Here is a 24,279-nt window from a genome sequence, read left to right as displayed (position 1 = left end):
CACGTAAATTACCTACGCTTCCGCTTATTTCCGTCTTTTGACCGGCGTAAACCTTTTGGCTTGCTTTTGTTTCTTGCTTGCCAACCCTTGTGCTTAGCAACCCGTCCCGCTGCCTCGCCCTTGGATTTGCCTTTCGACAACATTTCAAACCGCAAAGCCCCCGCAAATGGGGCGGCTTCTACCAGTTTGACCTGCACAGCATCACCAAGTTGGTAGGTTTCACCAGTTGCTCTGCCCACAAGGGCATGAGCTGATTCTACATATTCGTAGTAATCCATACCAATGGTAGATGCAGGAATGAACCCGTCTGCGCCATTTTGTAGCAGCTTGACGAACATGCCTGATTTGGTCACTCCGGCAATTCGCCCGGAGAATTCCGCACCAATCCGTTCGCACAGATACAGAGCAATCAGGCGATCTATAGTCTCGCGTTCGGCCAGCATTGCCCGGCGTTCTGCGGCAGAAATCTCGGCTGCGATGGCTGGTAGCTTCTCTTCGATGCCGTAGGGCAGACCATCATCTCCAAGGCCGAGGGCGCGGATGAGAGCGCGGTGCACTATCAAATCTGCATAACGACGAATAGGAGATGTGAAGTGTGCATAACGTCGAAGGTTCAGGCCGAAGTGGCCGATGTTGTCGGCGTTGTACTCTGCCTGTGCTTGTGAACGCAGCACAACCTCGGACACCATGGTCGCGCTGGCTGTGTCCTTGAACTTGTCGAGGATGTTGTTGAACACCGATGCGCGCAGACCGCCAATGTGAGGTAGCTTGACGTCCAGCGTGGAGAGGAAGTCCCGCAGGTTCTCCAGCTTTTCCGGTGTTGACGCGTCATGCACGCGGTAGAGTAGGGCAGACTTGCGTTTTTCCAGCTCTTCGGCTGCAGCCACGTTGGCCTGAATCATGCACTCTTCGATGAGCTTATGCGCATCCAGACGATCCGGGACGACGATCTGGTCGACGGTGCCGTCTTCTTTGAGCAGAATGCGGCGTTCCGGGATGTCTAGTTCCAGCGGCTGGCGCTTGTCACGACCACGCTTGAGGATCTCATAAGCTGCCCAGAGCGGTTGGAGAACCGGTTCCAGAAGCGGTCCGGTGACATCGTCTGTGACGCCATCAATGGCTTTTTGAGCCTGCTGATAGGACAGCTTGGCTGCGCTGCGCATGATGACGCGGTGGAACGAGTGAGAGATCTTCTTACCGTTCTTGTCGAAGACCATCCGTGTCGCCATGGATGGGCGGTCTTCTTTTTCGCGCAGGGAGCACAGGTTGTTGGAGATGCGCTCTGGCAGCATCGGGATAACGCGGTCCGGGAAATAGACCGAGTTGCCACGCAGCAGTGCTTCCTTGTCCATCGGGGAACCGGGCGTCACGTAAGCTGCCACGTCTGCAATGGCGACGTAGACGATACAGCCGCCTTCGTTCTCTGGATTGTCGTCCAGCTGCGCGTAGACCGCATCGTCGTGGTCTTTTGCTGTTGCCGGGTCGATGGTGATCAGAGGGATCGCGCGCCAGTCTTCACGACCTTTGCTGCCGACAGGCTTGATGTTCTCAGATTCTGCGATCACCGCACCCGGGAACTCATTGCGAATGCCGTGGGTGTGGAGCGCGATTTCGGAGACAGCCATTTCTGAGGTGGTGGAGCCAAAGCGTTTGACGATGCGGCCACGCGGTGTGCCGTATCTGCCAACTTTGTGGACCTCCACTTTGACGAGGTCGCCGTCTTCAGAGTCCAGCAGCTCGCGTGGGTCTACATCGATCTCACGCTGCTTACGGTCGACTGGTTCCAGTGTCGCGGCTTTGGTTGCCTTGTTGATGCGCAGGATGCCGAGGATGTCGGTGTCGTGGTTTTCAAGGCGTTTCATCACGCGCACGACGTGCTGGGCTTCTGGTGATCCATCCAGATCATCCATCAGCTTTACGAGGGCGCGGTCACCAATACCCGGAACCGGGTTGAATTTGTTTTTGTTCTTTTGCGGCAAGACGAGGACGTTCGGCGGCTCACCATGCTCTTCATCCCAGTTCATCGGAATGCCGAGGAGCTCACCGTCGCCAGTTCTGCCAGTTACTTTTACTACGAAGACTGGAGGAAGGTCGCCCGGACGCAGCATGCGTTTCCGGCGTTTCTCGATGTGACCGCTTTCGGCCAGATCTTTCAGCATTCGCTTGAGGGGGATGCGCGCTGCGCCAACGATGCCAAAATGGCGGGCGATTTCGCGTTTGCCAGCTTTGCCGGGATTGTCGGCAATAAACTTCAGAATGTCTTCGCGGGATGGCATCTCTGCCGGTCCCTTGTGTCTTTTTTCAGCGGCCTTTTTTCGGCTCAATGTATCTCATCCAGTGCAGCTTATGCGCTGCGAAAAGGGGCTCCCGATGATCGGAAGCCCTCGTGTTTCGTTATCCGGAGAGTAACGGGGGGATCTTAACCCTTCTTCGCGTTGATCAGCTCAATTGCCTGTTCGCGGGTTACCGTCTCCGGGTCTGTTCCTTTTGGCAGGGAGACGAACTCCTTGCCCCATTTGATCCGGACACCGAGGCGGCCACTGTCACGCAGCTCCATCGCTCCACCATCCGGATGGTCGCCAAATTCTTTCAGTGCCCCTTTAGGCGCTGCTTTCTTGGCGGTTGTTTTCTTTGCAGCTGCCTTCTTGGCAGGTGCTTTTTTCTTTCCTTTGGTTGCTGCTTTCGCGTTCACAAGCTCAATGGCCTGCTCCAGCGTGACAGCTTCCGGTGCAACATCCTTTGGCAGGGTTGCGTTGATCTTTTCCCACTTCACGTATGGGCCATAACGACCGCTGTATACGTTGATGGCGCCGCCATCCGGGTGGTTGCCCAGCTCTTTGAGTGGTTTTGCAGCAGCTCCGCGGCCTCCACCCTTCGCGCGCTTTTCAGCAAGCAGGGTTACGGCGCGGTTGATGCCGACAGAGAAGACTTCGTCCGGGCTATCCAGATTGGCATAAGTGCCATCATGCAGGACGAACGGACCGAAACGGCCCAGACCTGCGGAAATGGTCTTGCCATCTTCCGGGTGTGTGCCGACTTCGCGTGGCAGGGAAAGAAGCTGAAGAGCTTTTTCCAGATCCAGATCGGCAGTGCTCCAGCCGCGTGGCAGGGAAGAGCGCTTTGGTTTTGCTTCTTCGCCTAGCTGTACATATGGGCCAAAACGGCCGGTACGCAAGGAGACTTCCAAACCTGTTTCCGGATCGATACCCAGAACCTGAGGTCCATCTGCTGCTGCACCTGCATCAGAATCTCCACCAGAGGTGAGCTGACGGGTGTAATCGCAGTGCGGTGGGTTCTCGTTTGGCTCTTTGCCGTCTTTTTTGTCTTTGTTGTAGTTGGAGCAGCCAACAAACGCGCCGAAGCGGGAGACTTTCAAAGACAGGCGACCGGTATCACACTTCGGACACTTGCGTGGATCAGAGCCATCTTCCTTATCCGGGAAGACGTGTGCTTTGAGGGTTTCGTTCAGAGCATCCAGCACTTCAGTATTAGAGCGCTTGATCACCTCATCACAAATTTCGTGGAACGGGTTCCAGAAGTCACGCAAAACGGCTTTCCACTCCAGATCACCGGCAGAAATCTTGTCGAGCTGGTCTTCAAGGCTCGCGGTGAAGTCGTACTCCACGTAGCGGTTGAAGAAGTCCTCAAGGAACGCAGTTACCAGACGGCCTTTGTCCTGTGGGATCAGGCGCTTTTTGTCCAGTTCCACATAACCGCGATCACGCAGGGTTTGCAGTGTTGCTGCATAGGTGGATGGGCGGCCAATGCCGAGCTCTTCCATCTTCTTCACCAATGTTGCTTCGGTGAAGCGTGGTGGAGGTTCAGTGAAGTGCTGGTTGGCTTCAATGCCTTTGCGACCAAGGCTGTCGCCTCGTGTCATTGGTGGCAGGCGCTTGCTTTCCTCGTCTTCCTCATCATCTTTACCTTCCTGATAAAGGGTGAGGAAGCCGTCGAAGCGAACAACAGAGCCAGATGCGCGCAGGGCAGCTTTCTTGGCGCCGTTTACAGCATCAATGTCTACGGTGGTGCGTTCCAGAACGGCAGATTCCATCTGGGAGGCAATAGTACGCTTCCAGATCAGCTCGTAAAGACGTGCGCCGTCTTCGTCGAGGAACTTTGCCATGTCACGTGGGTGACGGGTCAGATCAGTTGGGCGGATCGCTTCGTGCGCTTCCTGAGCGTTTTTCGCTTTAGAAGAGTACATACGCGGCTTTTCAGGCACGTACTCATCGCCGTAACGTGATGCAATGACACCGCGAGCGCTGGTAATAGCTTCTGGCGCAATCTGCACACCATCAGTACGCATATAGGTGATCAAGCCAGTGGTTTCACCGCCGATATTCGCGCCTTCATAAAGCTTTTGTGCAACCTGCATGGTGCGTGCTGCCGCAAAGCCGAGCTTGCGGGAGGCTTCCTGCTGAAGGGTGGAAGTAGTGAACGGCGCGTATGGATTGCGGCGTTGTGGCTTGCTCTCGACATTAGAGACAGAGAAGTTTGCACCATCAAGCATTTGCTTGATTGTGGTGGCTTCCTGCTCGTTCTTGATGTCGAGACGTGTGATCTTTTGACCGTCAAAGCCAGTAAGGCGGGCCTGAACCGGAGCGTTTTCCGGAGTGTTCAGGTTTGCCAGAATGGACCAGTATTCCTGTGAAAGGAATGTCTCGATCTCGTTCTCACGCTGACACACAAGGCGTAATGCAACAGATTGCACACGACCAGCGGAGCGAGCGCCCGGCAGCTTGCGCCACAAGACAGGTGAGAGAGTAAAGCCCACAAGGTAATCAAGTGCGCGACGGGCCAGATAAGCATCTACAAGTGGCTCATCCAGCTCGCGCGGATTTTTCATCGCTTCCAGAATGGAGCTTTTGGTGATCGCGTTGAAAACCACGCGCTCGACCTTTTTATCCTTCAGGACGCGTTTCTTTTTCAGTACTTCCAAGACGTGCCAGGAAATGGCCTCTCCTTCGCGGTCGGGGTCAGTTGCGAGAATAAGGCGATCAGCCTCTTTCACCGCGCTGGCGATATCCGACAGGCGCTTTTGAGATTTGGAATCTACAGACCAGGACATGGCAAAGTCGTCATCAGGCAGCACGGAGCCGTCCTTCGGAGGCAGATCGCGCACATGGCCGTAGGACGCCAGAACTGTATAGTCCTTGCCCAGGTATTTGTTGATGGTCTTGGCTTTCGCCGGTGATTCCACAATGACTACGTTCATTGATTTCCTGGCTTTCGCGTAAATCTCGTCTTGGAATTGATAAATCAAAAACCGTTTTATGAGTCGAACCGACACAATCTCGGATGACTTCGCGGCTGTCAAATGGCCTTTTCAGATCAATTGGTCAAGAGCGGAAAAGCCACTCCCTTAATTTTCCTTGGGTCAGATTTTGGTTGTGCTTGATAATTTATGCAACCTAAGGTAATTGCATTAACTGCTATAACCCTCAGATTGCAAAGCGCTTTTTGCCATCTGAGGCTTGTGTCATGGTTGCATAAGAAGGTTAAAAAGCTTGCATAATTACCCGTTGCCGAAAAATGACAGAACAATCGAAACACGTGACGTAGCCGAGTACTGCGCCAAAATGTGTCGTGAATTGAGTGACATGGCGCGAACTCACAGGTTGGATCTGCTTGGGTACTTATTGCTGCTTGCGCAGAAGGAAGCTGAAGCGCGGTCTGGTAAAGTTTCAGAGGAAGATGAGCCCACTGAGCTGACCGATGCAACTTTGGACGCGGAGTGATCACCCACATTATTATGTGGTGCCTGCGTGGATCATGGAAAGCTTGTTGGGCTTGTGCCGTTCCAGTCGCCCAGCCAGTTCGATTTCCAACAGGATGAGCTGAAGCGTTTGCAAGGAAACGCCTGTGAAACGCAGCAGTTCGTCTTGATCTATGGGTGTTTCGCTTAAGGCATCGATGACTGCTTGCCTGTCCTGTTCGTTGGCGTTGAGCGGGGGAGATGGGCTGTTGGTGTCAGGGCTGTCCAGCTCGGGCCAGTTGATTGCAGGCTCCTCAATGCCCTGATGTAAGGGCAGAGACATGGAGATTTTGGGCTCCATGATATCCAGTACATCATCGACAGATTGTACAAGAGCAGCGCCTTGCTGGATTAGTTTATTGGCGCCCACAGAGCGCGGATCCAAAGGTGAACCGGGGACTGCCAGGATTTCGCGGTTTTGCTCCAAGGCGTAGCGGGCGGTGTGGAGAGAGCCGGATTTTTCAGCGGCTTCAATTAAGATGACACCCAATGACATTCCCGAGATTAGACGATTGCGGCGGGGGAAATCTCGTGCTCGCGGCTGCCAGCTGATGGGCATTTCGGAAATCGCGGCACCATTGGTGGCAATCATGGATGAAAAAAGTTCCAGATTTTCTTTGGGATAGACGGTGTCGATGCCGCCAGCGAAGGCTGCGATGGTGCCGGATGACAGTGCGGCATGGTGTGCGGCGCTGTCGATGCCGCGGGCAAGGCCGGAGATAATCGTGAAGCCTTGAGTTGATAGTTCACCTGCTAGCTGGGTAGCAAACTTGGCTCCAGCCGCGGAGCAGTTGCGGGCGCCGATGATGGCAAGAGTTTTCTGCGTTCCGGTGAGTTCTTGCTGGAGCGGATCTCTGGCCCGAACAGCCAGTAAAGGTGGCGGCGCGTCTATATGCCTGAGGAGAGGTGGGTAGGCTGGCTCGCCTAAAGCGATGAGGCGAGCGCCAATCTTATAAAGAGCAGCCAGTTCTGCTTCGGCTTTGTCCTTTGAAAAAAGGCGATAAGATTTCTTACCGCCTCTTCTTGAGAGTTCTGGCAGGGCATCGAGTGCTGCCTGTGCTGAACCGAAATGATTGAGAAGCTCACGAAAGGTTCTTGGACCTACATTTTCGGAGCGTATAAGACGAAGCCACGCGAGCCGTTGGGTGTCACTTAGGTGTGGTGCCCGGCTTTTGGTGGCTGTCTCCATTCAACTCATCCCTTGGAACCGATCTTGCTTTCCTTGCCTTTCAGCAGGCGGGCAATGTTCTCGTGATGTTTTGCCCATAGCAATATGCTGAGTATTCCCATCATTTGCGCAATTTGCCATTGATCGAAAGCCAGCAGAATAAAGGGAGTGACAAGGCTTGCTACCAGTGCTGACAGGGATGAGAACTTGGTGATGTAAGCGGTGGTGATCCAAATGGCGATGAAGATAACGCCAACGGGCCAGAAGATGCCAAGCAGGATGCCGATATACGTTGCAACGCCTTTGCCGCCTTTGAACTTCAGCCAAACTGGGAAAAGGTGGCCGAGAAATGCGCCGAGACCTGCGATCAGGGCTGCATCATTGCCCATGTAAAGGCTGATGAGAACAACGGCGACCGTGCCTTTGAGGGCGTCGCAAAGCAGGGTGAGGGCAGCCAGTTTTTTGCTGCCGGTGCGCAGCACGTTGGTGGTGCCGATGTTGCCAGAACCGATGTTCCGGATATCGCCGTGACCTGCCATTTTTGTGAAGAGCAGGCCAAACGGAATGGAGCCTAGTAAATAGCCAAAGGCCAATGCAGCCAGATAGTAGGGTAAATCAAGGGACCAGCTGATTGGATCAGGCACGGGTGTTCTCCAGTTGTTGCATTAAAGCAGTGTGCCTTGCCGCCTGGCTGAGCACACTGCTTTAAACTTTCTTGCGTAACGCGGGATCTGTTCTGAGCTTTTGAGGCTGTTCAGAAGAGCGCGTTAAATTGCGTCATGATCTAGGATGCCGCCTGCAACAATGGTTGTCAAAACCCGGCCTGTTAAAGTTTCATCCTCGAAAGGCGTGTTCTTTGAACGGGACCGAATTTTCTCTTTTTCTACAATCCATGGCTTTTGCGGATCGAAGATGATCAGGTCCGCTGGTGCGCCTTTGGAAAGGCGACCGGCAGGAAGACCAAGACGGTCCGCTGGATTGCAGGTCATTGTTGCAAGCAGTTTGGAGAGTGAGATGTCCTCATTCAGAACGAGGCGCATTCCAGCTCCAAGCATTGTTTCCAGCCCTAAAGCACCATCTTCGGCTTCTGCAAAGGGGTGACGCTTAGTTTCCACATCTTGTGGGTTGTGATCGGACATAATGATGTCGATTGTGCCGTTTGCCAGTGCCTTGACCATAGCCTGACGATCATCTTCCGTACGCAGTGGAGGCGACATCTTATGGAAGGTCCGGTAAGGGCCGATGTCGTTTTCATTAAGCGTCAGGTGGTTGATGGAGATGCCTGCCGTCACATTCAGGCCTTCATTCTTGGCTTTCTGGATGGCTTCTGCACTTTGCGGGCAGGAGATCAGGCGGGCGTGATACTTGCCCTTCGCCATGGCAACGAGGCGCATGTCACGTTCGATTGCGACGAACTCGGCCTCGCGTGGGATGCCGCCCAGACCCAGCCATGACGCGCGCAAGCCTGCGTTCATGACACCGGAGCCTGCCAGATCCTTGTCCTGCGCCTGATGGACCACCAGCGCGTCGAAGTCGCGGGCATAGGTCAACAGGCGGACCAGAACGGAGGAGTTGGTGATTGGCAGTCTGTCGTTGGAAAAGGCAATTGCGCCTGCTTCCTTGAGAAGGCCCAGCTCGCTCATGTCCTTGCCAGCGAGCCCTTTTGTGAGGGCGGCCATTGGGTGGACGTTGACGATGGCTGTGTCGCGGGCGCGGCGGAGCATGAAGTCCACCAGAGCAGGGTCATCGATCACCGGGTCCGTGTTTGGGCTGGTGAGGATGGTGGTTACGCCGCCGATGGCTGCGGCGCGGCTGGCGCTTTCCAGCGTTTCGCGGTGTTCTGCGCCGGGTTCACCAACGCTGACGCCCATATCGATGAGGCCAGGAGCGACGACAGCACCGTTACAGTCGATGGTTTTTGCGCCTTCCGGAGCGCCTTGATTGAGGGCATCTGCACCAGCGGCGACGATGTTTCCGTCCTGAACGAACACTGCACCGGCTTCGTCAACACCGTTGGCGGGGTCAATGATGCGGGCGTTTGTCAGGACCAGCGGGTTCACATTCTTGATCATGCGCTTGTCCTTCTTACACGTTGTCAGGGAGGTTTTGAGCGAGAGCTTCAAGCACTGCCATGCGAATGGCAACGCCCATCTCCACTTGCTCGCGGATCAGACTTTGCGGGCCATCCGCGACTTCTGCTGAGATCTCCACCCCGCGGTTCATTGGACCGGGGTGCATGACCAGAGCATCAGGCTTTGCATAGGAGAGCTTTTCTGCGTCCAGACCGTGGTAACGGAAATACTCACGAACAGATGGTACAAAGGCGCCGCTCATACGTTCGCGTTGCAAACGCAGCATCATGACGATGTCGCAGCCCTTAAGTCCTTCGCGCATGTCTGTGAATACTTCTACGCCCATACTATGAATACCAGAGGGCAGTAGTGTAGAGGGAGCTATGACACGCACGCGGGCTCCCATATTGGAGAGAAGGATGATGTTGGAGCGCGCGACGCGGGAATGGCGGATGTCGCCGCAAATGGCTACTGTCAGACCACCGAGGGTTCCTTTGTGGCGGCGGATGGTCAAGGCATCCAGCAGAGCCTGAGTTGGGTGTTCGTGAGGGCCGTCACCGGCGTTGACGACCGCGCAACCGACTTTGCGAGCCAGCAGGTGAACTGCACCTGCGGCGTGGTGGCGAACAACCAGCAAGTCAGGACGCATTGCGTTCAGGGTTGCAGCTGTGTCGATCAGGGTTTCCCCTTTCTTCACCGATGAGGTGGAGACCGACATGTTCATCACATCCGCGCCCAGACGCTTGCCTGCAAGCTCAAAAGAAGATTGGGTGCGGGTGGAAGCCTCAAAGAAGAGGTTGATTTGCGTTCGCCCACGCAGAACAGCTTTCTGCTTTTCTACCTGTCTGGAGACTTCGACGGCTTCGTCGGCAAGGTCCAAAAGGTAATTAATGTGGGGAGGCTGCAATCCCTCGATACCGAGGAGATGGCGATGCGGGAACGCTGAGGATCGATGTGTGATATTCTTGCTCATCGAAGACCCTTCTATAGGCAGAAACACCGAGTTCGTAAAGAGCTCAACGGATGTATAGTTTTTATTGTGCAAATCGCAGTTGCAACGTGCGCGGTAACCTATCAAAATCGCTGGGGCAACTCGCGGGAGGAAAAATGGATAAAGTTTCACAAGCCACTATGACGACAGGGGTGATCAATCAGGCCCCGCCATATTGTGGGTACAACCTTGCCGAGAGTGATCCAATTCTCCTTGCTGATTTGGGTGGTACAGGGTCCAACGATTCTGCACGCGAAGAGCTTATCAAGTTTGGTGAGCAGTGTGGAGCCGCAGATGCACTGGATCTGGGCAGATTGGCAAATGTTAATGAACCGGTGCTTAAAACACACGATCCATATGGTCGCCGCCTTGATGTTGTCGAGTTCCACCCTTCCTACCATGCGCTGATGCGCCGCTCGTTTGAAGCTGGCCTGCACAGTGCGTCCGTCGAGTCCATGGAGCCGGGTGGAGATCGTGCGTTTTATAACCGCGCCCGCAAGTATTTCGTGATGAGCCAGGTGGAAGGCGGGCATCTTTGTCCGGTGACCATGACCAATGCGTCTGCCATGGCGCTGACACAGGCTCCTGAGCTTGCCAAAGTCTGGAATGAGCGTATTTTAAGCCGCAAGTATGACCAGCGTTTCCGGCCTGCCAGCCAGAAGATGGGCGTCAGCCTTGGTATGGGTATGACCGAGAAGCAGGGTGGTTCTGACCTGCGCCAGATCATCACTCGTGCGGAAAAAGTTTCCGACGATACTTACGTGATCAATGGCCACAAATGGTTCTTCTCCGCACCTATGTGTGATGCGTTCCTCGTGTTGGCGAAACTGGATGAAGGACCGACCTGTTTCCTCGTGCCGCGTATTCTTGAAAGCGGTGAAGTGAATGGGCTGGACTTCCAGCGCCTGAAGAACAAACTTGGCAATAAGTCCAATGCGTCTTCCGAGGTTGAGTTCAATAATGCTGTCGGCTTCCTTGTTGGTGAAGCTGGTAAGGGCATTAAGACCATTTTGAAGATGGTGACGCCGACCCGTGTTGACTGCTGCATTGGTTCAGCTGCGCTTATGCGTGCGGCGATTTCAAGAGCGGTTCATCACACCTCCAACAGGAGTGCGTTTGGTGCGCGTCTGATTGAGAAGCCTTTGATGCAGCGTGTTCTGGCGGATATGTCGCTCGATATGGCAGCCAGTGAAGCGCTTGCGCTTAAGCTGGCGCATTGCATGGATCAGGAAGGTGAGGACAGTCAGGCAGCTGACTTCCTGCGGATCATCACACCAGCGGCTAAATACTGGATCTGTAAGAGCGCAGAGAACGTTGCGGCTGAGGCGATGGAATGTCTGGGTGGTAATGGCTACGTGGAAGACCACGATATGGCCCGTATCTACCGTGAAGCTCCTGTGAACAGCATCTGGGAAGGTTCCGGCAACATCATGGCGCTGGATCTGCTGCGGGCAATGCATCGTACACCAGACAGCTTCATGAACGTTCTGGGCATGCTGGAAGCAGATCTCGGACCTGCTGGCAAGGTTTCTGTTGAAGTGCTGCAGGCTGCTGCGCGTACCTGTCTCGAAGACGAGGGCGGTGCACGTTTGCTGACTGAACAGCTGGCGATTACAGCTGCTGCAGCAGCGCTGAAGGAGGTTGCTCCTGCTGCGATTGCCAATGCGTTTATCGAAACCCGCATGGCAGGCCAGTGGCGTTCAAGCTATGGCATGCTGGATGCGCGTTATGATGCGATGGGCATTCTGGAGTGGCTTTACCCAATCAAGTAAGCCACGACCAATAACCACGCTGGAATAGTGATTGCGGCGGCGACTGTCTGAAGGGTCAGAATTTCGGCCATCAGTTTAGCATCGCCGCCCATTTTTTTTGCCAGAACATAACTCGCGCCAGCTGCTGGAACTGAGAAGACCAGCGTGACGATGGTTGCTGAGATTTCGTCAAGCCCAAGTGTGAGTGCGAAGCTGAGAGCAATGCCTGGTGCGAGTACATTGCGTAGAAGCAGCGCGGATGTGAGCGCTGGGCCGGGACGACGCAGAGCGCCCAGATCCAATGCGGCGCCGACACATAGCACTGCAATCGGTAGAGCAGCACTTCCCAGAAATGTCAGGTAGTTGGCGATCACTTCAGGGATCTGGCCGCCAGAGGCGTTGATCAATCCACCCGCTGCCACACTGATGATGAAGGGGTTCTTGATCAGCTCTCTTCCCAGCAATTTGGGAGAGGGTGCAGAGCCACCTGCATAGATGGACAGGATCAGCACGCAAAGCAGGTTTGCCGCCGGGATCATAATTGCCATGATCACAGCGACTAATGCCACACCTTCATCCCCAAAGCTGTTGGCTGCAATCGCCATGGCGACGAACCCATTCCAGCGCACGACCCCCTGAAAGATTGAAGTGAAGCGAGGGCCCGAGATCTCAAATTTCTGTTTAAGGACTGGCTGTAAAACGAGGCAAAGCACAGCCAGTATTGAGAAGGTTCCCAGCACTGAGATGGTGATTTCGATGACCGGCATCGCTGAAAAGTCAGAGGTTCCCACGTTGATCAGGATGATGGCGGGGAACAGAACCCAGTAAGCCAGATCTTCCATGCCGCTCCAGCGTTCTCTTGGAATGAGGTTGCGGTGGCGGAGGAACCATCCTGTGGCTGTGAGGAGCAGGACAGAGATGATGGCTGACAGGGCAGAAAACATGCGTGTGCTTTTCAGGCTGTTGCTCAGACGAAAACTGTCTTAGCAAGTGGATGGAGAAAGAGCGCGTTGATGCGCGTATCCGTCTATTCACGTAGCCTGAAAAAAGCAGAGTGGTAAAGCGCAGGGCGCCTTAAATTTTCTCAAGTGTTGTTGCCGCAGGTGCTCACTCTTCGTCGAAGAGCGAGGTGCCGCCGTAGTTTACGCGGTCGAGGAAGCCCTGCAGGATGTATGTGGCGGCCATCTTGTCGACGAGCTCTGCGCGGCGGGCGCGGGAACGGTCGGCTTCGATGAGTGTGCGGGTCACAGCTGCTGTTGAGAGGCGTTCGTCCCAATACGTGATTGGGATTTCCGTCTTCTGGGCGAGGTTGCGTACGAAGGCGCGGGTTGCCTGACAGCGTGGGCCTTCGGTGCCATCCATGTTGAGGGGGAGGCCGATGACAAGGCCATAGACACCGTGCTCATGACAAAGATCGAGCAGACGCTCGACATCTTGCGTGAATTTCTTGCGCTTGATGGTTTCCAGCGGTGAAGCGATCTGACGACCGGAATCGGTGAGAGCAAGACCAATGGTTTTGGTGCCAAGGTCAATGCCGATCAGGCGATCATCGTCGTAAAGCGCGTCGCAGAAATCTTCGAGAGAAAGTGAAGGATCATTTGCCATGGCGGCGAGTTAGCACGGCTTGCGATCAACGCCAAGCGGGTAATCCATATTTTTCTCGGGGACATGCTGTTTCCAGAAGAACTGATGGGCGGCTGTTCTGGTAAAGGTATGGGCACAAGACCAAGGAACAGGTGGAGACAGGTGTGACACAGGTGCAGTTTGAAGCGGGATGGCAAGGTATTTTGGCTCCTGAGATGGAGAAGCCATACTTTCAGAAGCTTCAGGCCTTTCTGGATGCGGAAGCTGCTGCAGGCAAAACAATCTATCCTCCTGTTGCGGACTGTTATGCAGCCTTTGAGGCTGCTGCGCTGCGTGATGTGCGCGTGGTTATTCTTGGGCAAGATCCTTATCACGGAGAAGGACAGGCGCATGGGCTTTCCTTTTCGGTTCGCAAAGGCGTCAAGCTGCCTCCGTCTCTTCGCAACATCTACAAAGAGCTGGAGAGTGATCTTGGATTTGCTCCGGCCTCTCATGGCTGTCTGACCCATTGGGCAGAGCAAGGTGTGTTGTTGCTGAACACGTCTTTGAGCGTGGAGGAGGCGAAGGCTGGATCTCATGCCAAGAAAGGATGGGCGCCGTTCACAGATGCTGCGATCAAAGGCCTTTCAGAAACACGGGAGCATCTGGTTTTTATCCTGTGGGGGGCACATGCGCAGAAGAAGCTGGAGCTGATTGACGAGAGCAGGCATCTGGTTTTGATGAGTGCGCATCCATCTCCACTTTCTGCCCGGCGCGGCTTCTTTGGGTCAGCACCTTTCTCAAAAACCAATGCGTACTTGCAGGAACATGGCCTTAAGGAGATCGACTGGCAGATCTCTTAGAGGCATTGTCGGTGTTTTGCCTTTGATTAGTTACATTTAAGGGTTGTGTAACCAAATCCCTACTAGTCTAGATAATATTTTAGTCATCATGGAGGGCGCCGGTTTTTGGCGTACCGCATAGGGGGATTGGTAGCATGGATTTACAGTTTCTGGGCCATTCTGCTTTCAAGGTTCACATTCCCGGGGCAACATTGCTGATTGACCCGTTCTTGTCTGGCAATCCGAGCTTTCCTGAAGGGATGAGCGTTGAGCAGGCCAGTGAAGGTGTGGACCACGTGCTTTTGACCCACGGCCATGATGACCATGTGGGCGATACCATCGAGATTCTGAAAGCCACCGGTGCGACACTGACCGCAAACTGGGAAATTTGCATGTGGGCGCAGGATAAGGGGATTGAGAAGATCAATCCCATGAACCACGGCGGCTGCGTGAACATGGGGCCATTCGGGGTTGCGCTAACTAACGCAGTGCACAGTTCTGCTTGTTCTTTTGATACTGAAGGCAGCATTGCGGATGTGTATCTGGGGAACCCGGCAGGTGTGGTGGTGATGGCTGAGGATGAGCCAACACTGTTACATATGGGGGATACGGATATCTTCTCCGATATGGAGCTGATCAACGAGATTTACCGGCCTCAAATTGGTATCGTGCCGATTGGTGATCGCTTCACCATGGGAGGGCGGACAGCTTCTATGGCCTGTCAGCGTTACTTTGAGTTCCAGACTATTATTCCTTGCCACTATGGCACCTTTCCAATCCTCGATCAGAGTGCGGATCAGTTTACTGAATGTATGGGAGATGATGCGTTTCGTGTGGCTGAGCTGAAGCCGGGTGAAACGGTGACGGTGAATAACAATGTGACAGCGTCCTGACTGGTTACGCACTGCTTAAACAAGAAAAGGCCTCAGCGTGAACTGAGGCCTTTTGAGTTTGAAAGGGACACATTCCGCGTTTTTTTGCTTTCACCGCGGGGTCACGCTTTGTTGGGGGCACGCGTGACTGGAATGGGCCTTCAAGGGAGCTTGGGTTGGGTTCGCTTAAAGGTCAGCTTCTGGCGTGTGAATGATCGTTGGCCAGTTTTCATTTGCCCGGGCGATGGAAGCGTTCGGGTCTTTGAGGAAGTGACGCTGGGCACCTGCATGGGCATTCAGGTAAAGTTTGCCGTCAACGATCTTCCACTGCTCTGGCTGGATCGGAATTTTCACTCCGAAGCTCACACCAGTTGCACACCAGCCACCGTACTGAGGCGCGTACTTAGCCGGATCCTTTTTAAACTTGTCGAGGTTTTCTGCAGATGAGAACAGCCAGGTCACATCCTGATACTGCGTGGAGTACTCTTTTTTGCCTGCGACTGGCTTGCCTTCAGTGAAGTAAGCAACAGGGTCTGTTCCTTTGATTGCATAACCTTCTTCCACGAAGTTGGTAATTTCATCGGCCATTGCCGTCATCGGAACAGTTACAATTGCTGACAGGGCAAGTCCAACTGCAAGAACTGAAGATTTGATCGGCATGGGCAACTCCTTCGGGCTGATATGTAAAGCCAAGTCTGGCCTGTTTGGTTTACCAGGTGCTTATGGGGAGGCACCTGTTTTTATCTATGTCTTGAATTCAATATGCGGGAATGGCGGGAGGAAGGCCAATAACGCTTCATCACCGTTTTGCGAACTGGTTGTGAGACCGTGGATTACTCGCTGCAAGGCATTTGCGGAACGGGGTAACTTGCTGAAGGTGCTGAGCAATTTTGTGAGGTTGGTTTCTTCGAGGAACAGGTCTCAAAACGAAAGAAAGCCACAGAAGATCTGCGGCTTTCTCTAGGGCTCAACGCATATGCTGCCATGAGAATTGGGGAGATATCGGAATAGGCGCTAGGCATCGCCTACCTGCAGCATATGCGCTGATGGAAACTTAGAGTTTGTCTGCAGGAACGTCGCGGATATCAACCCAGTTCGCATCTGCATTGGTGATGGTTTCGATTGTGCGGGACTGCATGCGCTTTACTGCACCATCGTGAGCGTTGAGGTAGAGCTTGCCGTCAACGATGTCCCAGAGCTCTGGCTTGGTTTCAAGCTTGCTGCCGAAGGACGCGCCAACTGCACACCAGCCGCCGTACTGAGGAGCGAATTTGACTGGGTCAGCAACGAACTTGTCGCGGTTTTCAGCGCTGGAGAATTTCCAGGTTACGCCGTCGTATTGCGCGGTGAATTCTGCTTTACCCTGAACAGGCTTGTTTTCAGTGAAATATGCAACTGGATCGGTGCCGCCAATTGCGTAGCCACCAGAGGTGTAAGTGGAGATTTCATCAGCGAATGCACCGAATGTGCTTGCGGACAGGGCAGCGCCTGCAATGGCTGCTGCAACAGCGATGGATTTGATTTTCATTATATTACCCTCAATGAAACAATGAATTTCGCCGCACAAACAAAGCTAGGTCAGGAAGAATGCTGTGTTTGCTCGACAACCTCGGCCCGCGGAAATTGCCCGTTCTTGCGAGGTGCAATCTTATTGCCTCAGGAGGGTGTACAAGTGCCAATCAAGTGTCTTCACCAAGAGGAGAGCGGCTTTTACTTTTTATGATCGGCTTATAACGCTCTGAATTAACTCTGTAATTTCACGTAGTGACGGTTTTCTTCCACGGACGAGGCTGGTGAAAAACACAAAACCGAGCAGTTGGTCGATGCTCGCCTCCATAGATGCAGTGGTGTTCCAGTAGACGAATATCTGTCTGAAGTGGGTGCGTTGCTCGCCCTCAATCAGGGTAAGTTCCTCCGCTAACGAAGGTTCTGCCAGCAAGGTGAGCCATGCAGTGCCCAAAGGCGTATCGTGGAGGGCTGTCAGAATGCCAGTGACTGCTTCCAGCAGATCGTTCTGAAAAGACGACATGCCCGGATAGACTGGTGGCACTTGCCGGAACCCGTAGCGCAAGGCTTCAAGCGCCAGTGCTGCCTTGTTGGGCCAGCGGCGGTAGAGGGCCTGCTTGGATGTGCCAGTCAGCTCTGCAATCTGCTGGGTAGAGGTGCCGTGATAGCCGTTTTTTGCCAGAGTGTTAAGGGTTGTGCTGAGGATCTGGCGTGTGAGCTCTGTGTTTTGCGGCCGACCTCGCTTGGTGGTTTGCTCTGGCATCAGGAGAACCTTTCCACGTACTCAGAGGGCGTGATGCCGAAGTTGCGTTGGAAGGCGCGGCGAAGGTTTTGAATGTGACCGAAACCAGAAAGATGAGCTGCCTGTTTGATAGAGCTGCGTTTGAGTAAGGCGGTTCTGGCAAGGTCCAGTCGCAAGCGTTCCACGAACTGGGCTGGTGTGGCGCCAATATCTTCTTTCAGACGGCGATGCAGTGTGCGGGTTGAAACACCGGCGGATTGTGCCATTTTCTCGATGGTCCAATCTGCTTCCGGCTCGGACAGGATGATTTCTGAGAGTTTGGCGATGTTGGACTGTCCGGCGGCTTGCAGGGAGAGAGCGGAGGAGAACTGAGCTTGTCCACCATTGCGGCGCAGATAGACCACCAGTTCTTGAGCCGTTTTCAGTGAGATAGCTGAGCCAAGGTCTTTCTCTATAAGGTGCAGAGTCAGGTCGATGCCTGCTGTGACACCTGCTGAAGTATAGATGTTGCCGGAGTTGACGAAGAGCTGATTGAGCTGCCAGTCCACATCAGGAAACTCTGATTGTGCTGTGGATGCGCGGCTCCAATGGGTGCTGGCTTGTTTGCCTTCCAGAATACCGGAGTCTGCCAGAATGAGAGCACCCGAGCAGATGGAGATGATGCGCTCTCCATTTGTTCTTGCTGCAGCTTCTTTAAGCAGTGGGCGGAGGGGGCCACTGCCCAGCTCTTTATCAATGCGGCCACCGGGGATGAGGAGGTCTGCGTCTGGGTTCCAATCGGCAAACGTTCCATCAACTGCAATCTTGATCCCGGGCTGCGTTTCTATAGGCTGTCCGTCAGCGGAAAGAATCCTGAGTTTATAATTGGGTCGATAACTGTCCGCCGTCCAGAAAGCCTGCATAGGGCCCGCCAGATCCAGAAGGTTGATACCGTGATACACGAGTGCATCAATATGACGATGTTGCTCTAGGTGCGTGTTTGGCATGATTTGAAGCTTGAATGTCCTAACTGCCAATTGTTGTAGGCGGTATTGTCAAGGCCGTCAAAGTTTCTTCGAGGAATTACTATGGGACTTTCTGAGGTGGCGGAGCAGGGGGCAACGTATAGAGCCCGCAACTTTCCGCTCATTTTGATTGCAACGGCAATCCTATCCATGCAGATGCCTATTCTGATTGCGATCAGCGCGCTTGCTGGGTCGTATCTTGCGCCGCATCCCACCATGGCGACTGTACCACTGGCGCTGCAGATGTTCGGCAACTTCCTGTTTGCTACACCAATCTCATTGTTTATGGGGCGCTATGGTCGGCAGAAAGGCATCTTGCTGGGCGTTGGCTTAAGCATTGTTGGCTCGTTGCTGTGTGTTTATGCGCTCTATGCCAATCTGTTCGTTGTTTTGCTGGCCGGTCATGTTCTGCTGGGGATCGCGACCGCGGCTTATACCTTCATGCGTTTTGCTGCGTCTGATAGTGCCAGCGAAAAGTGGAAGCCCATGGCGATTTCTCTGAGCATGTCCATGGGGCTGCTCTCAGCTTTGTTGGGGCCAAGCCTTGTTGGGGTTGTGAAGGATGTTGGCGGCGTTATTCCGTTTGTTGGCAGCTATATGGCCTTAGCGGGTGTTGCCGTGGTTGGTGCGCTGCCCGTTTTGGGTTTACGTTTGCCGCCGGTCTTGAAAAACTCTGGCCAAAGCAAAGGATTTGTGGAGTCCTTGAAAGTGTTGCGCAGACCTGCGGTTTGGAGTGCAACAGCCTGCGCCGGGCTATCCTTTGGCTTTATGACCATGCAGATGTCTCCTACACCACTTGCCATGGAGTACTGTGGGTTCTCCGTTGGGCAATCCAGTGATGTGATCCGCTGGCATTTGGTGGCTATGTTCGGGCCGAGCTTTGTGACGGGCTATATCATCCGCCAGATCGGAGCGACTTCCGTGATGGTGTTGGGTCTGCTGATGTTGGCGGCAGCTGGCGTGATTGGAGCGCTGAGTGTTGAACTGTGGGCGTTCTATGTGGCCTTGATCCTGCTCGGTATTGGTTGGAACTTCGGGTTTATTGGGGCAACATCTCGCTTGGTTGAAGTTGTGGCTCCGGAAGATGCGCCTCTTGCGCAAGGCGCCAATGACTCTGTGGTGGCATTGGTCTCCGCGATCTCTGCTCTTTCAACGGGTATCTTGTACAGCACGGTTGGTTGGGAAGGCCTTTCACTCTCAGCCCTACCGCTGTTGCTTGCACTTGCGCTGTGGCTTGTGGTGTCGGGCGTTCGCAGTAGATCACCTGCATATGCTACTCAATAATCGGTACTATTCAGTTCCGTAATGATGAGAATATGAGGGATGAACAGCAGGGCAGTGATTGTTCTGCTGTTTTTTTGTGTTTATAGCTCATTGCCAGAGTTCGAGGAGGGCAGTCTTTTGCCCCCGTAATTTCGGAGTGAAACATGTCGGTTGATCTGAACACCGTAAAACGTGTTGCCGGATTGGCTCGCATCAAGGTTGATGACGAGCAGGCAGAGAAAATGACTGGTGAGCTGAACGCGATCCTTGGTTTTGTTGAGCAGCTGGACGAAGTGAACATTGAGGGCGTTGAGCCAATGACCTCTGTTGTTGAGCAGTCCATGAAAAAGCGCGCAGATGGCCAGACCGATGGCGGTTATGCGGACAAGGTTGTTTCCAACGCTCCGGTACATGAAGACAACTTCTTCACCGTGCCTAAAGTTGTTGAATAAGCGCCCGATTTCACAAGGATAATGACTGTGACTGATCTTACCAAACTGACGATCGCAGAGGCGCGCGACAAGCTTGCTGCCCGCGACTTTACCGCAACTGAACTGACTGAGAGCTACCTGGGTGCTATCGAGTCCGGCAATGAAGCGCTGAATGCGTATGTTGCTGTGACTGGTGATATTGCCCGTGAGCAGGCTAAAGCGTCTGATGCAAAAATCGCTGCTGGTGAAGCGCGTCCGCTGGAAGGTATTCCTCTCGGCATTAAAGACCTTTACGCGACCAAAGGTGTTCACACTCAGGCGTGTTCTCATATCCTTGATGGCTTCAAGCCAGAGTATGAGTCCACCGTAACGCAGAACCTGTTTGACGACGGCGCTGTGATGCTGGGTAAGCTGAACATGGATGAGTTCGCGATGGGCTCTTCCAATGAGACTTCCTTTTACGGCAATGTTGTAAACCCTTGGCGCCGCAATGGCACTGAGACTGCGTTGGTTCCTGGTGGTTCTTCTGGTGGTTCCGCTTCTGCGGTTGCTGCGCACCTTTGTGCTGCTGCAACAGCTTCTGATACCGGTGGTTCCATTCGTCAGCCTGCAGCGCTGACCGGTACTGTTGGCATCAAGCCAACCTATGGCCGTTGCTCTCGCTGGGGTATGGTTGCGTTTGCGTCTTCTCTGGATCAGGCTGGTCCGATTGGCCGTACTGTGCGTGACAACGCGATCCTGCTGAAGTCCATGGCTTCTGTAGATGCAAAAGACACCACTTCTGTTGATGCGCCTGTGCCGAACTACGAAGAGTTCGTTGGCAAGTCCATCAAGGGCATGAAGATCGGTATCCCTAAAGAGTACCACATGGATGGTATTCCAGCGGAGATCGAGGCGCTCTGGCAGCAGGGCATTGCATGGCTGAAGGAAGCTGGCGCTGAGATCGTCGAGATTTCTCTGCCGCACACCAAGTACGCTCTGCCTGCTTACTACATCGTTGCACCAGCGGAAGCTTCTTCCAACCTGGCGCGTTACGATGGTGTTCGCTACGGTCTGCGTGTACCGGGCAACGACATTGTAGAGATGTATGAGAACACTCGTGCAGCTGGCTTTGGTGATGAAGTGAAGCGCCGCGTGATGATTGGCACCTACGTTTTGTCTGCAGGTTACTATGACGCGTACTACCTGAAGGCGCAGAAGGTTCGTACCCTGATCAAACAGGACTTTGACAATGCGTGGGCAGACGGTGTGGATGCAATCCTGACACCAACCACCCCAGATGCTGCGTTTGCTCCGGGTGAGATCACTGATCCAGTGACCATGTACATGAATGACGTGTTCACCGTGACTGCGAACATGGCTGGCGTACCAGGCATGTCCATCCCAGCTGGCCTCAACAAAGACGGCCTGCCACTGGGCCTGCAGCTGATCGGTAAACCATTCGACGAAGGCACCCTGTTCCAGGTTGGCGAAGTCATCGAACAGGCCGCTGGCCGCTTCGAGCCTTCCGCCAACTGGTGGAGCAAATAAGCCTCAGCGCTTGCTGTTGTGAAATAAGAAAGGCCTCGGAGAGATCCGGGGCCTTTTTAACATTGTTAAAGCGATGGTTTTCGATGCTAATTTAGTGACTTGGTCTGATAAAGACACTCACTTTTAATCCGTCTTTCATGCCTGATAGGTCGCTCTCTAACCCTGTTGGATTTGTAATCAATTCTTCAGGGTCATAAATAAAGCAAATGAGGTGATTGCAATCGTGGTGAGCTTTGTATCTAGCGATGTCAATCAGTAGCTCCTCTCCGATTTTTTTATCTTTCAATGTGTCTCTTGTCTTTTTAACTTCAATGACGATCTTTTCGTCCTTGAGAAGAAAATCCATTCTTGCGGAGCCACCTGCATAACTGGGAGTCCATTCTTCATTTCTAATGTCTTTGTAAAAAAGCTTTAGGAGCGCGTGTAACGCATCTTGCACATCATATTCGTCATCGATTTTGATTGTTGCGCGATTGTTGTGCCGACGTCTTAATTGACGAGCGAATTTGTGGAAGCCGTCTATCAGCATCTCAACTGGATCTTGTGAAGCTTGGATAGGTATTGCAGTTGAGCTTTGAGGTTCGCTATCTTCCCAAAACTCCACAATTTCATCAACGAATGCTGCCAAGGTGTTAATGGCTTGGCTCAACCCATCATTCCTCGCCTCCGCCCAAATAGATGAGGGGGAACTAGTTGTTATCACCATTGGAGAGTAACTAATGCTCTCGAACCGCCTTAAATGACTATCGGAACTAGGAAACAAGTTCTTAATGAGCACCTTGGTCGTATGTTGCCATGCTTCAAATTTATCATCTTGATATGACTTGGTTAGTTTACGAGCGGTGTCTATTTTTTCATTTAGTTTTGTGATTGCGGGCTGCTTGTTCATTCTGGTGCCTTGCAAGAGTTTGCTTGCATTGCAACCTATAAGTGTGTTGAGCTAATTGCAATCTCGGGCCTCGCAATCATCAGCCAGACGATCCCAAGAATTGCTATGAAAGCGGGAAAACCACAGGCGAACCAGATGCGGTAGAGGGTGTGGTAGCGGGGTGGTAAAGGCGCCCCTGTCTCGACTGCTGTTGCGGCGAGGTTTCTGAGTTGGATTTGTATCCAGACCACTGGCAGCCAGAATGCGCCAATAAGCACGTAAAGTGCCAGTGAGAGCAGGATCCAGCCCTCGGTTAGTGGCCAGCCAACGTCTTTTGCCAGCAGATATCCGGTGATGGGTTGAACGATCACAGCTGTGGCGGTGAAGAGTGTGTCGGCGATGACAACCGTTCCTGCTGTGTGCGCGATTGCAGCGGCGTTCAGCGTTCTGGCGGCGATTACCATGAAGAACGCAATGCCTGCCCCAGTTCCGATGAGGACGCACGCACCGATGATGTGCAGGAATTTGAGGAACTCGTAGGTCATCTTTCCTCCAGCAGCAGAATGGGAAAGAGGGCAAGGATCATGGCGGGGATCGTTTTGACATAGGGGCCAAGCGGATCAGCCCAGAGGTCAGTTGCCCATATTGTTCCAGCGCCCAGATAGCCGAGTGTCACAGCGATCATGCCGAGGCAGGCTAGGCGTGTGTTTTTGCGGAACAGGATTAAGGTTCCAAGGGTGATATCAGCCAAACTGCCACCTAAAACGAGAAGCAGGGTGAACGTTGGCAGGAATCCTCTTTCCAGCAGGACACTTTGTGCTTCATTGAGTTGGATGGCTCCGATGATGCCGGAGGCAAGCCAGAATAAAGAGAGGCAAGTGATGGTCAGTGGGAGCAGGAGATAGAGCCTTGCGAACCAGCGCTCCTGAGTGGAGCTGGGTAGATCGGTGAGTGTTTCCTGAAGTGTTTTACAGGTGAAGCCGCCAGCATTTTTCCAGTTTGACGTGTCGGCGAGAATGCCATCCCGCAGTGTTTCAACGGAGGTGCTACGCAGTGGAGAGCGCCAGCCGAGGTGGCCGAGCATGTCTGCCAGTTTGCTTGTCACTGTCAGAAGCCAGTTTGGCGTTGTTACGGCATAGCGCCATTCTGGGAAACCTTGCCAGCTTCTTATTGCTTTTGTGAGTTGCCAGAAGCTTTGCGGTGTTTCTTCTGCGAGGTCTGCCGTTGTGCCATCGGGAATATTGCCAAGGGCGCACTGGGTGACGGCTTTGGCCAAGTCATTCAATGAGATGCATTGGATCTGACTATCGGGAAACACTTTAAAGCCAATCAGTGGCATTGCACTTGCTGCTCGCAGGAGGGCCGTTCCGCCGTAGGCTTGTGGGCCGATGACGAGAGCTGGGCGCAGAATGAATGCGTGGGGGAGTTGCTTCTGGATCTGAGCATCTCCTTTTGCTTTGGTGCGGAAGAAATGGGTGGAGGCCTCAAGGCTTACACCTGCAGCGGAGATTTGGATGAAGCGTTTATCCGTGTCTTTTAACGTCTCACAGATCCGCTCGATCGCCTGAACATGAATTGCCTCCAGATTGTCTCTCGCAGAATCCTGAAGAGCGCCGGAGGCGTTGATAATGATGTCTGCACCTTGGAAAATCTCTTGCCACTCTTCGGTGGTGGCTTGGGCGATGTTGAGGATGTGCCACGGGATGTCCGGGAAGGTTTGGTGTGCTGCAGATCGTGATCGGCCAACGCCGGTGACGTGAAATCCTGCTGCTTGAAGGTGTTTGACGCAGGCTGCGCCGATGAAGCCGTACGCGCCGAGGACGACTGCTGATTTTCGGGTGGTCATGAAAGAGCTTTAAGTAAACGAAAAAGAGACTCACACATTACACAGGCAGCCTAGCACGAGCATTTGCAGTGCGCT

Annotated in this window: 22 protein-coding genes; 7 read left to right on the top strand and 15 right to left on the bottom strand. The window is 53.5% G+C overall.

Annotated elements, in window-relative coordinates; all coding sequences use genetic code 11:
- Positions 1 to 8 precede the first annotated feature (8 nt).
- Together rnr and topA are read right to left on the bottom strand one after the other, a co-directional pair.
- On the bottom strand, positions 9 to 2,276 hold the full coding sequence (gene rnr / locus PSE_RS18475) for a ribonuclease R (protein WP_014286235.1): 2,268 nt from the start codon (positions 2,274 to 2,276) through the stop codon (positions 9 to 11).
- A gap of 143 nt (positions 2,277 to 2,419) precedes the next feature.
- A complete protein-coding gene (gene topA / locus PSE_RS18470; protein WP_041768668.1) occupies positions 2,420 to 5,215 on the bottom strand; it encodes a type I DNA topoisomerase in 2,796 nt (931 codons plus the stop codon).
- Between the two features lie 385 nt (positions 5,216 to 5,600).
- Between topA and PSE_RS27330 the strand changes: the two genes are divergently transcribed.
- A complete protein-coding gene (locus tag PSE_RS27330) occupies positions 5,601 to 5,738 on the top strand; it encodes a hypothetical protein (RefSeq protein ID WP_158309194.1) in 138 nt (45 codons plus the stop codon).
- Between the two features lie 12 nt (positions 5,739 to 5,750).
- Here the strand turns inward: PSE_RS27330 and dprA are convergent, their stop codons facing one another.
- The 4 genes from dprA to PSE_RS18450 form a co-directional block, all read right to left on the bottom strand.
- Positions 5,751 to 6,944 carry a DNA-processing protein DprA gene (gene dprA, locus PSE_RS18465; protein WP_014286232.1) on the bottom strand — a complete coding sequence of 398 codons (1,194 nt, stop codon included), beginning with the start codon at positions 6,942 to 6,944 and terminating at the stop codon, positions 5,751 to 5,753.
- Positions 6,945 to 6,949: 5 nt separating this feature from the next.
- Complete coding sequence (plsY, locus tag PSE_RS18460; RefSeq protein ID WP_014286231.1) at positions 6,950 to 7,567, bottom strand: glycerol-3-phosphate 1-O-acyltransferase PlsY; 618 nt, start codon at positions 7,565 to 7,567, stop codon at positions 6,950 to 6,952.
- A gap of 123 nt (positions 7,568 to 7,690) precedes the next feature.
- Entirely contained in the window at positions 7,691 to 8,995 is a 1,305-nt protein-coding gene (locus PSE_RS18455; RefSeq protein ID WP_014286230.1) for a dihydroorotase, read from the bottom strand.
- Between the two features lie 13 nt (positions 8,996 to 9,008).
- Positions 9,009 to 9,968 carry an aspartate carbamoyltransferase catalytic subunit gene (locus tag PSE_RS18450; protein ID WP_083841589.1) on the bottom strand — a complete coding sequence of 320 codons (960 nt, stop codon included), beginning with the start codon at positions 9,966 to 9,968 and terminating at the stop codon, positions 9,009 to 9,011.
- 134 nt (positions 9,969 to 10,102) lie between these two features.
- Between PSE_RS18450 and PSE_RS18445 the strand changes: the two genes are divergently transcribed.
- Positions 10,103 to 11,758: an acyl-CoA dehydrogenase family protein gene (locus PSE_RS18445; RefSeq protein ID WP_014286228.1), complete on the top strand. Its 1,656-nt coding sequence runs from the start codon at positions 10,103 to 10,105 to the stop codon at positions 11,756 to 11,758.
- Here PSE_RS18445 and PSE_RS18440 read toward each other — a convergent pair.
- Both PSE_RS18440 and ruvX read right to left on the bottom strand, forming a co-directional pair.
- Positions 11,743 to 12,681, bottom strand: coding sequence for an AEC family transporter (locus PSE_RS18440; RefSeq protein WP_014286227.1), 939 nt, complete (start codon positions 12,679 to 12,681; stop codon positions 11,743 to 11,745). The genes PSE_RS18445 and PSE_RS18440 overlap by 16 nt on opposite strands.
- Positions 12,682 to 12,844: 163 nt before the next feature.
- Entirely contained in the window at positions 12,845 to 13,342 is a 498-nt protein-coding gene (gene ruvX, locus PSE_RS18435; protein ID WP_014286226.1) for a Holliday junction resolvase RuvX, read from the bottom strand.
- Positions 13,343 to 13,485: 143 nt separating this feature from the next.
- Here ruvX and ung point away from each other — a divergent pair, with 143 nt between their 5' ends.
- Together ung and PSE_RS18425 are read left to right on the top strand one after the other, a co-directional pair.
- A complete protein-coding gene (gene ung / locus PSE_RS18430) occupies positions 13,486 to 14,163 on the top strand; it encodes a uracil-DNA glycosylase (protein WP_083841588.1) in 678 nt (225 codons plus the stop codon).
- A 134-nt stretch (positions 14,164 to 14,297) separates the two neighbouring features.
- Positions 14,298 to 15,035: a metal-dependent hydrolase gene (locus PSE_RS18425; protein WP_014286224.1), complete on the top strand. Its 738-nt coding sequence runs from the start codon at positions 14,298 to 14,300 to the stop codon at positions 15,033 to 15,035.
- A gap of 165 nt (positions 15,036 to 15,200) precedes the next feature.
- Here PSE_RS18425 and PSE_RS18420 read toward each other — a convergent pair whose 3' ends face one another.
- From PSE_RS18420 to PSE_RS18400, 4 genes are all read right to left on the bottom strand, one after another.
- Positions 15,201 to 15,674: a YHS domain-containing (seleno)protein gene (locus PSE_RS18420; protein WP_008552977.1), complete on the bottom strand. Its 474-nt coding sequence runs from the start codon at positions 15,672 to 15,674 to the stop codon at positions 15,201 to 15,203.
- Positions 15,675 to 16,068: 394 nt separating this feature from the next.
- Positions 16,069 to 16,542 carry a YHS domain-containing (seleno)protein gene (locus PSE_RS18410; RefSeq protein ID WP_008552995.1) on the bottom strand — a complete coding sequence of 158 codons (474 nt, stop codon included), beginning with the start codon at positions 16,540 to 16,542 and terminating at the stop codon, positions 16,069 to 16,071.
- A 189-nt stretch (positions 16,543 to 16,731) separates the two neighbouring features.
- The gene (locus PSE_RS18405) at positions 16,732 to 17,283 is read right to left on the bottom strand and encodes a TetR/AcrR family transcriptional regulator (RefSeq protein WP_014286223.1); all 552 of its coding nucleotides are present in this window, start codon (positions 17,281 to 17,283) and stop codon (positions 16,732 to 16,734) included.
- A complete protein-coding gene (locus tag PSE_RS18400; RefSeq protein WP_014286222.1) occupies positions 17,283 to 18,248 on the bottom strand; it encodes a GlxA family transcriptional regulator in 966 nt (321 codons plus the stop codon). Before PSE_RS18400 ends, PSE_RS18405 begins: the two co-directional genes overlap by 1 nt.
- An 81-nt stretch (positions 18,249 to 18,329) precedes the next feature.
- Between PSE_RS18400 and PSE_RS18395 the strand changes: the two genes are divergently transcribed.
- The 3 genes from PSE_RS18395 (at position 18,330) to gatA (ending at position 21,490) form a co-directional block, all read left to right on the top strand.
- Positions 18,330 to 19,550 carry an MFS transporter gene (locus PSE_RS18395; RefSeq protein ID WP_014286221.1) on the top strand — a complete coding sequence of 407 codons (1,221 nt, stop codon included), beginning with the start codon at positions 18,330 to 18,332 and terminating at the stop codon, positions 19,548 to 19,550.
- 143 nt (positions 19,551 to 19,693) lie between these two features.
- Positions 19,694 to 19,981: an Asp-tRNA(Asn)/Glu-tRNA(Gln) amidotransferase subunit GatC gene (gene gatC / locus PSE_RS18390; RefSeq protein ID WP_008552959.1), complete on the top strand. Its 288-nt coding sequence runs from the start codon at positions 19,694 to 19,696 to the stop codon at positions 19,979 to 19,981.
- Between the two features lie 27 nt (positions 19,982 to 20,008).
- Positions 20,009 to 21,490, top strand: coding sequence for an Asp-tRNA(Asn)/Glu-tRNA(Gln) amidotransferase subunit GatA (gene gatA, locus PSE_RS18385; protein ID WP_086003622.1), 1,482 nt, complete (start codon positions 20,009 to 20,011; stop codon positions 21,488 to 21,490).
- 91 nt (positions 21,491 to 21,581) lie between these two features.
- On the opposite strand, the gene PSE_RS18380 is transcribed toward gatA, so the two are convergent.
- The 3 genes from PSE_RS18380 to PSE_RS18370 are packed head-to-tail and all read right to left on the bottom strand — an operon-like array spanning position 21,582 to position 24,204.
- On the bottom strand, positions 21,582 to 22,379 hold the full coding sequence (locus PSE_RS18380) for a hypothetical protein (protein ID WP_014286220.1): 798 nt from the start codon (positions 22,377 to 22,379) through the stop codon (positions 21,582 to 21,584).
- 35 nt (positions 22,380 to 22,414) lie between these two features.
- Positions 22,415 to 22,903, bottom strand: a complete 489-nt coding sequence (locus tag PSE_RS18375) for a DUF2269 domain-containing protein (RefSeq protein WP_014286219.1) — start codon at positions 22,901 to 22,903, stop codon at positions 22,415 to 22,417.
- Positions 22,900 to 24,204, bottom strand: a complete 1,305-nt coding sequence (locus PSE_RS18370; protein WP_014286218.1) for an SDR family oxidoreductase — start codon at positions 24,202 to 24,204, stop codon at positions 22,900 to 22,902. Before PSE_RS18370 ends, PSE_RS18375 begins: the two co-directional genes overlap by 4 nt.
- Positions 24,205 to 24,279: the final 75 nt, after the last annotated feature.

This window comes from Pseudovibrio sp. FO-BEG1, from assembly GCF_000236645.1.
Lineage (GTDB): Bacteria > Pseudomonadota > Alphaproteobacteria > Rhizobiales > Stappiaceae > Pseudovibrio.
This window is presented reverse-complemented; position numbering and strand designations above follow the sequence as displayed.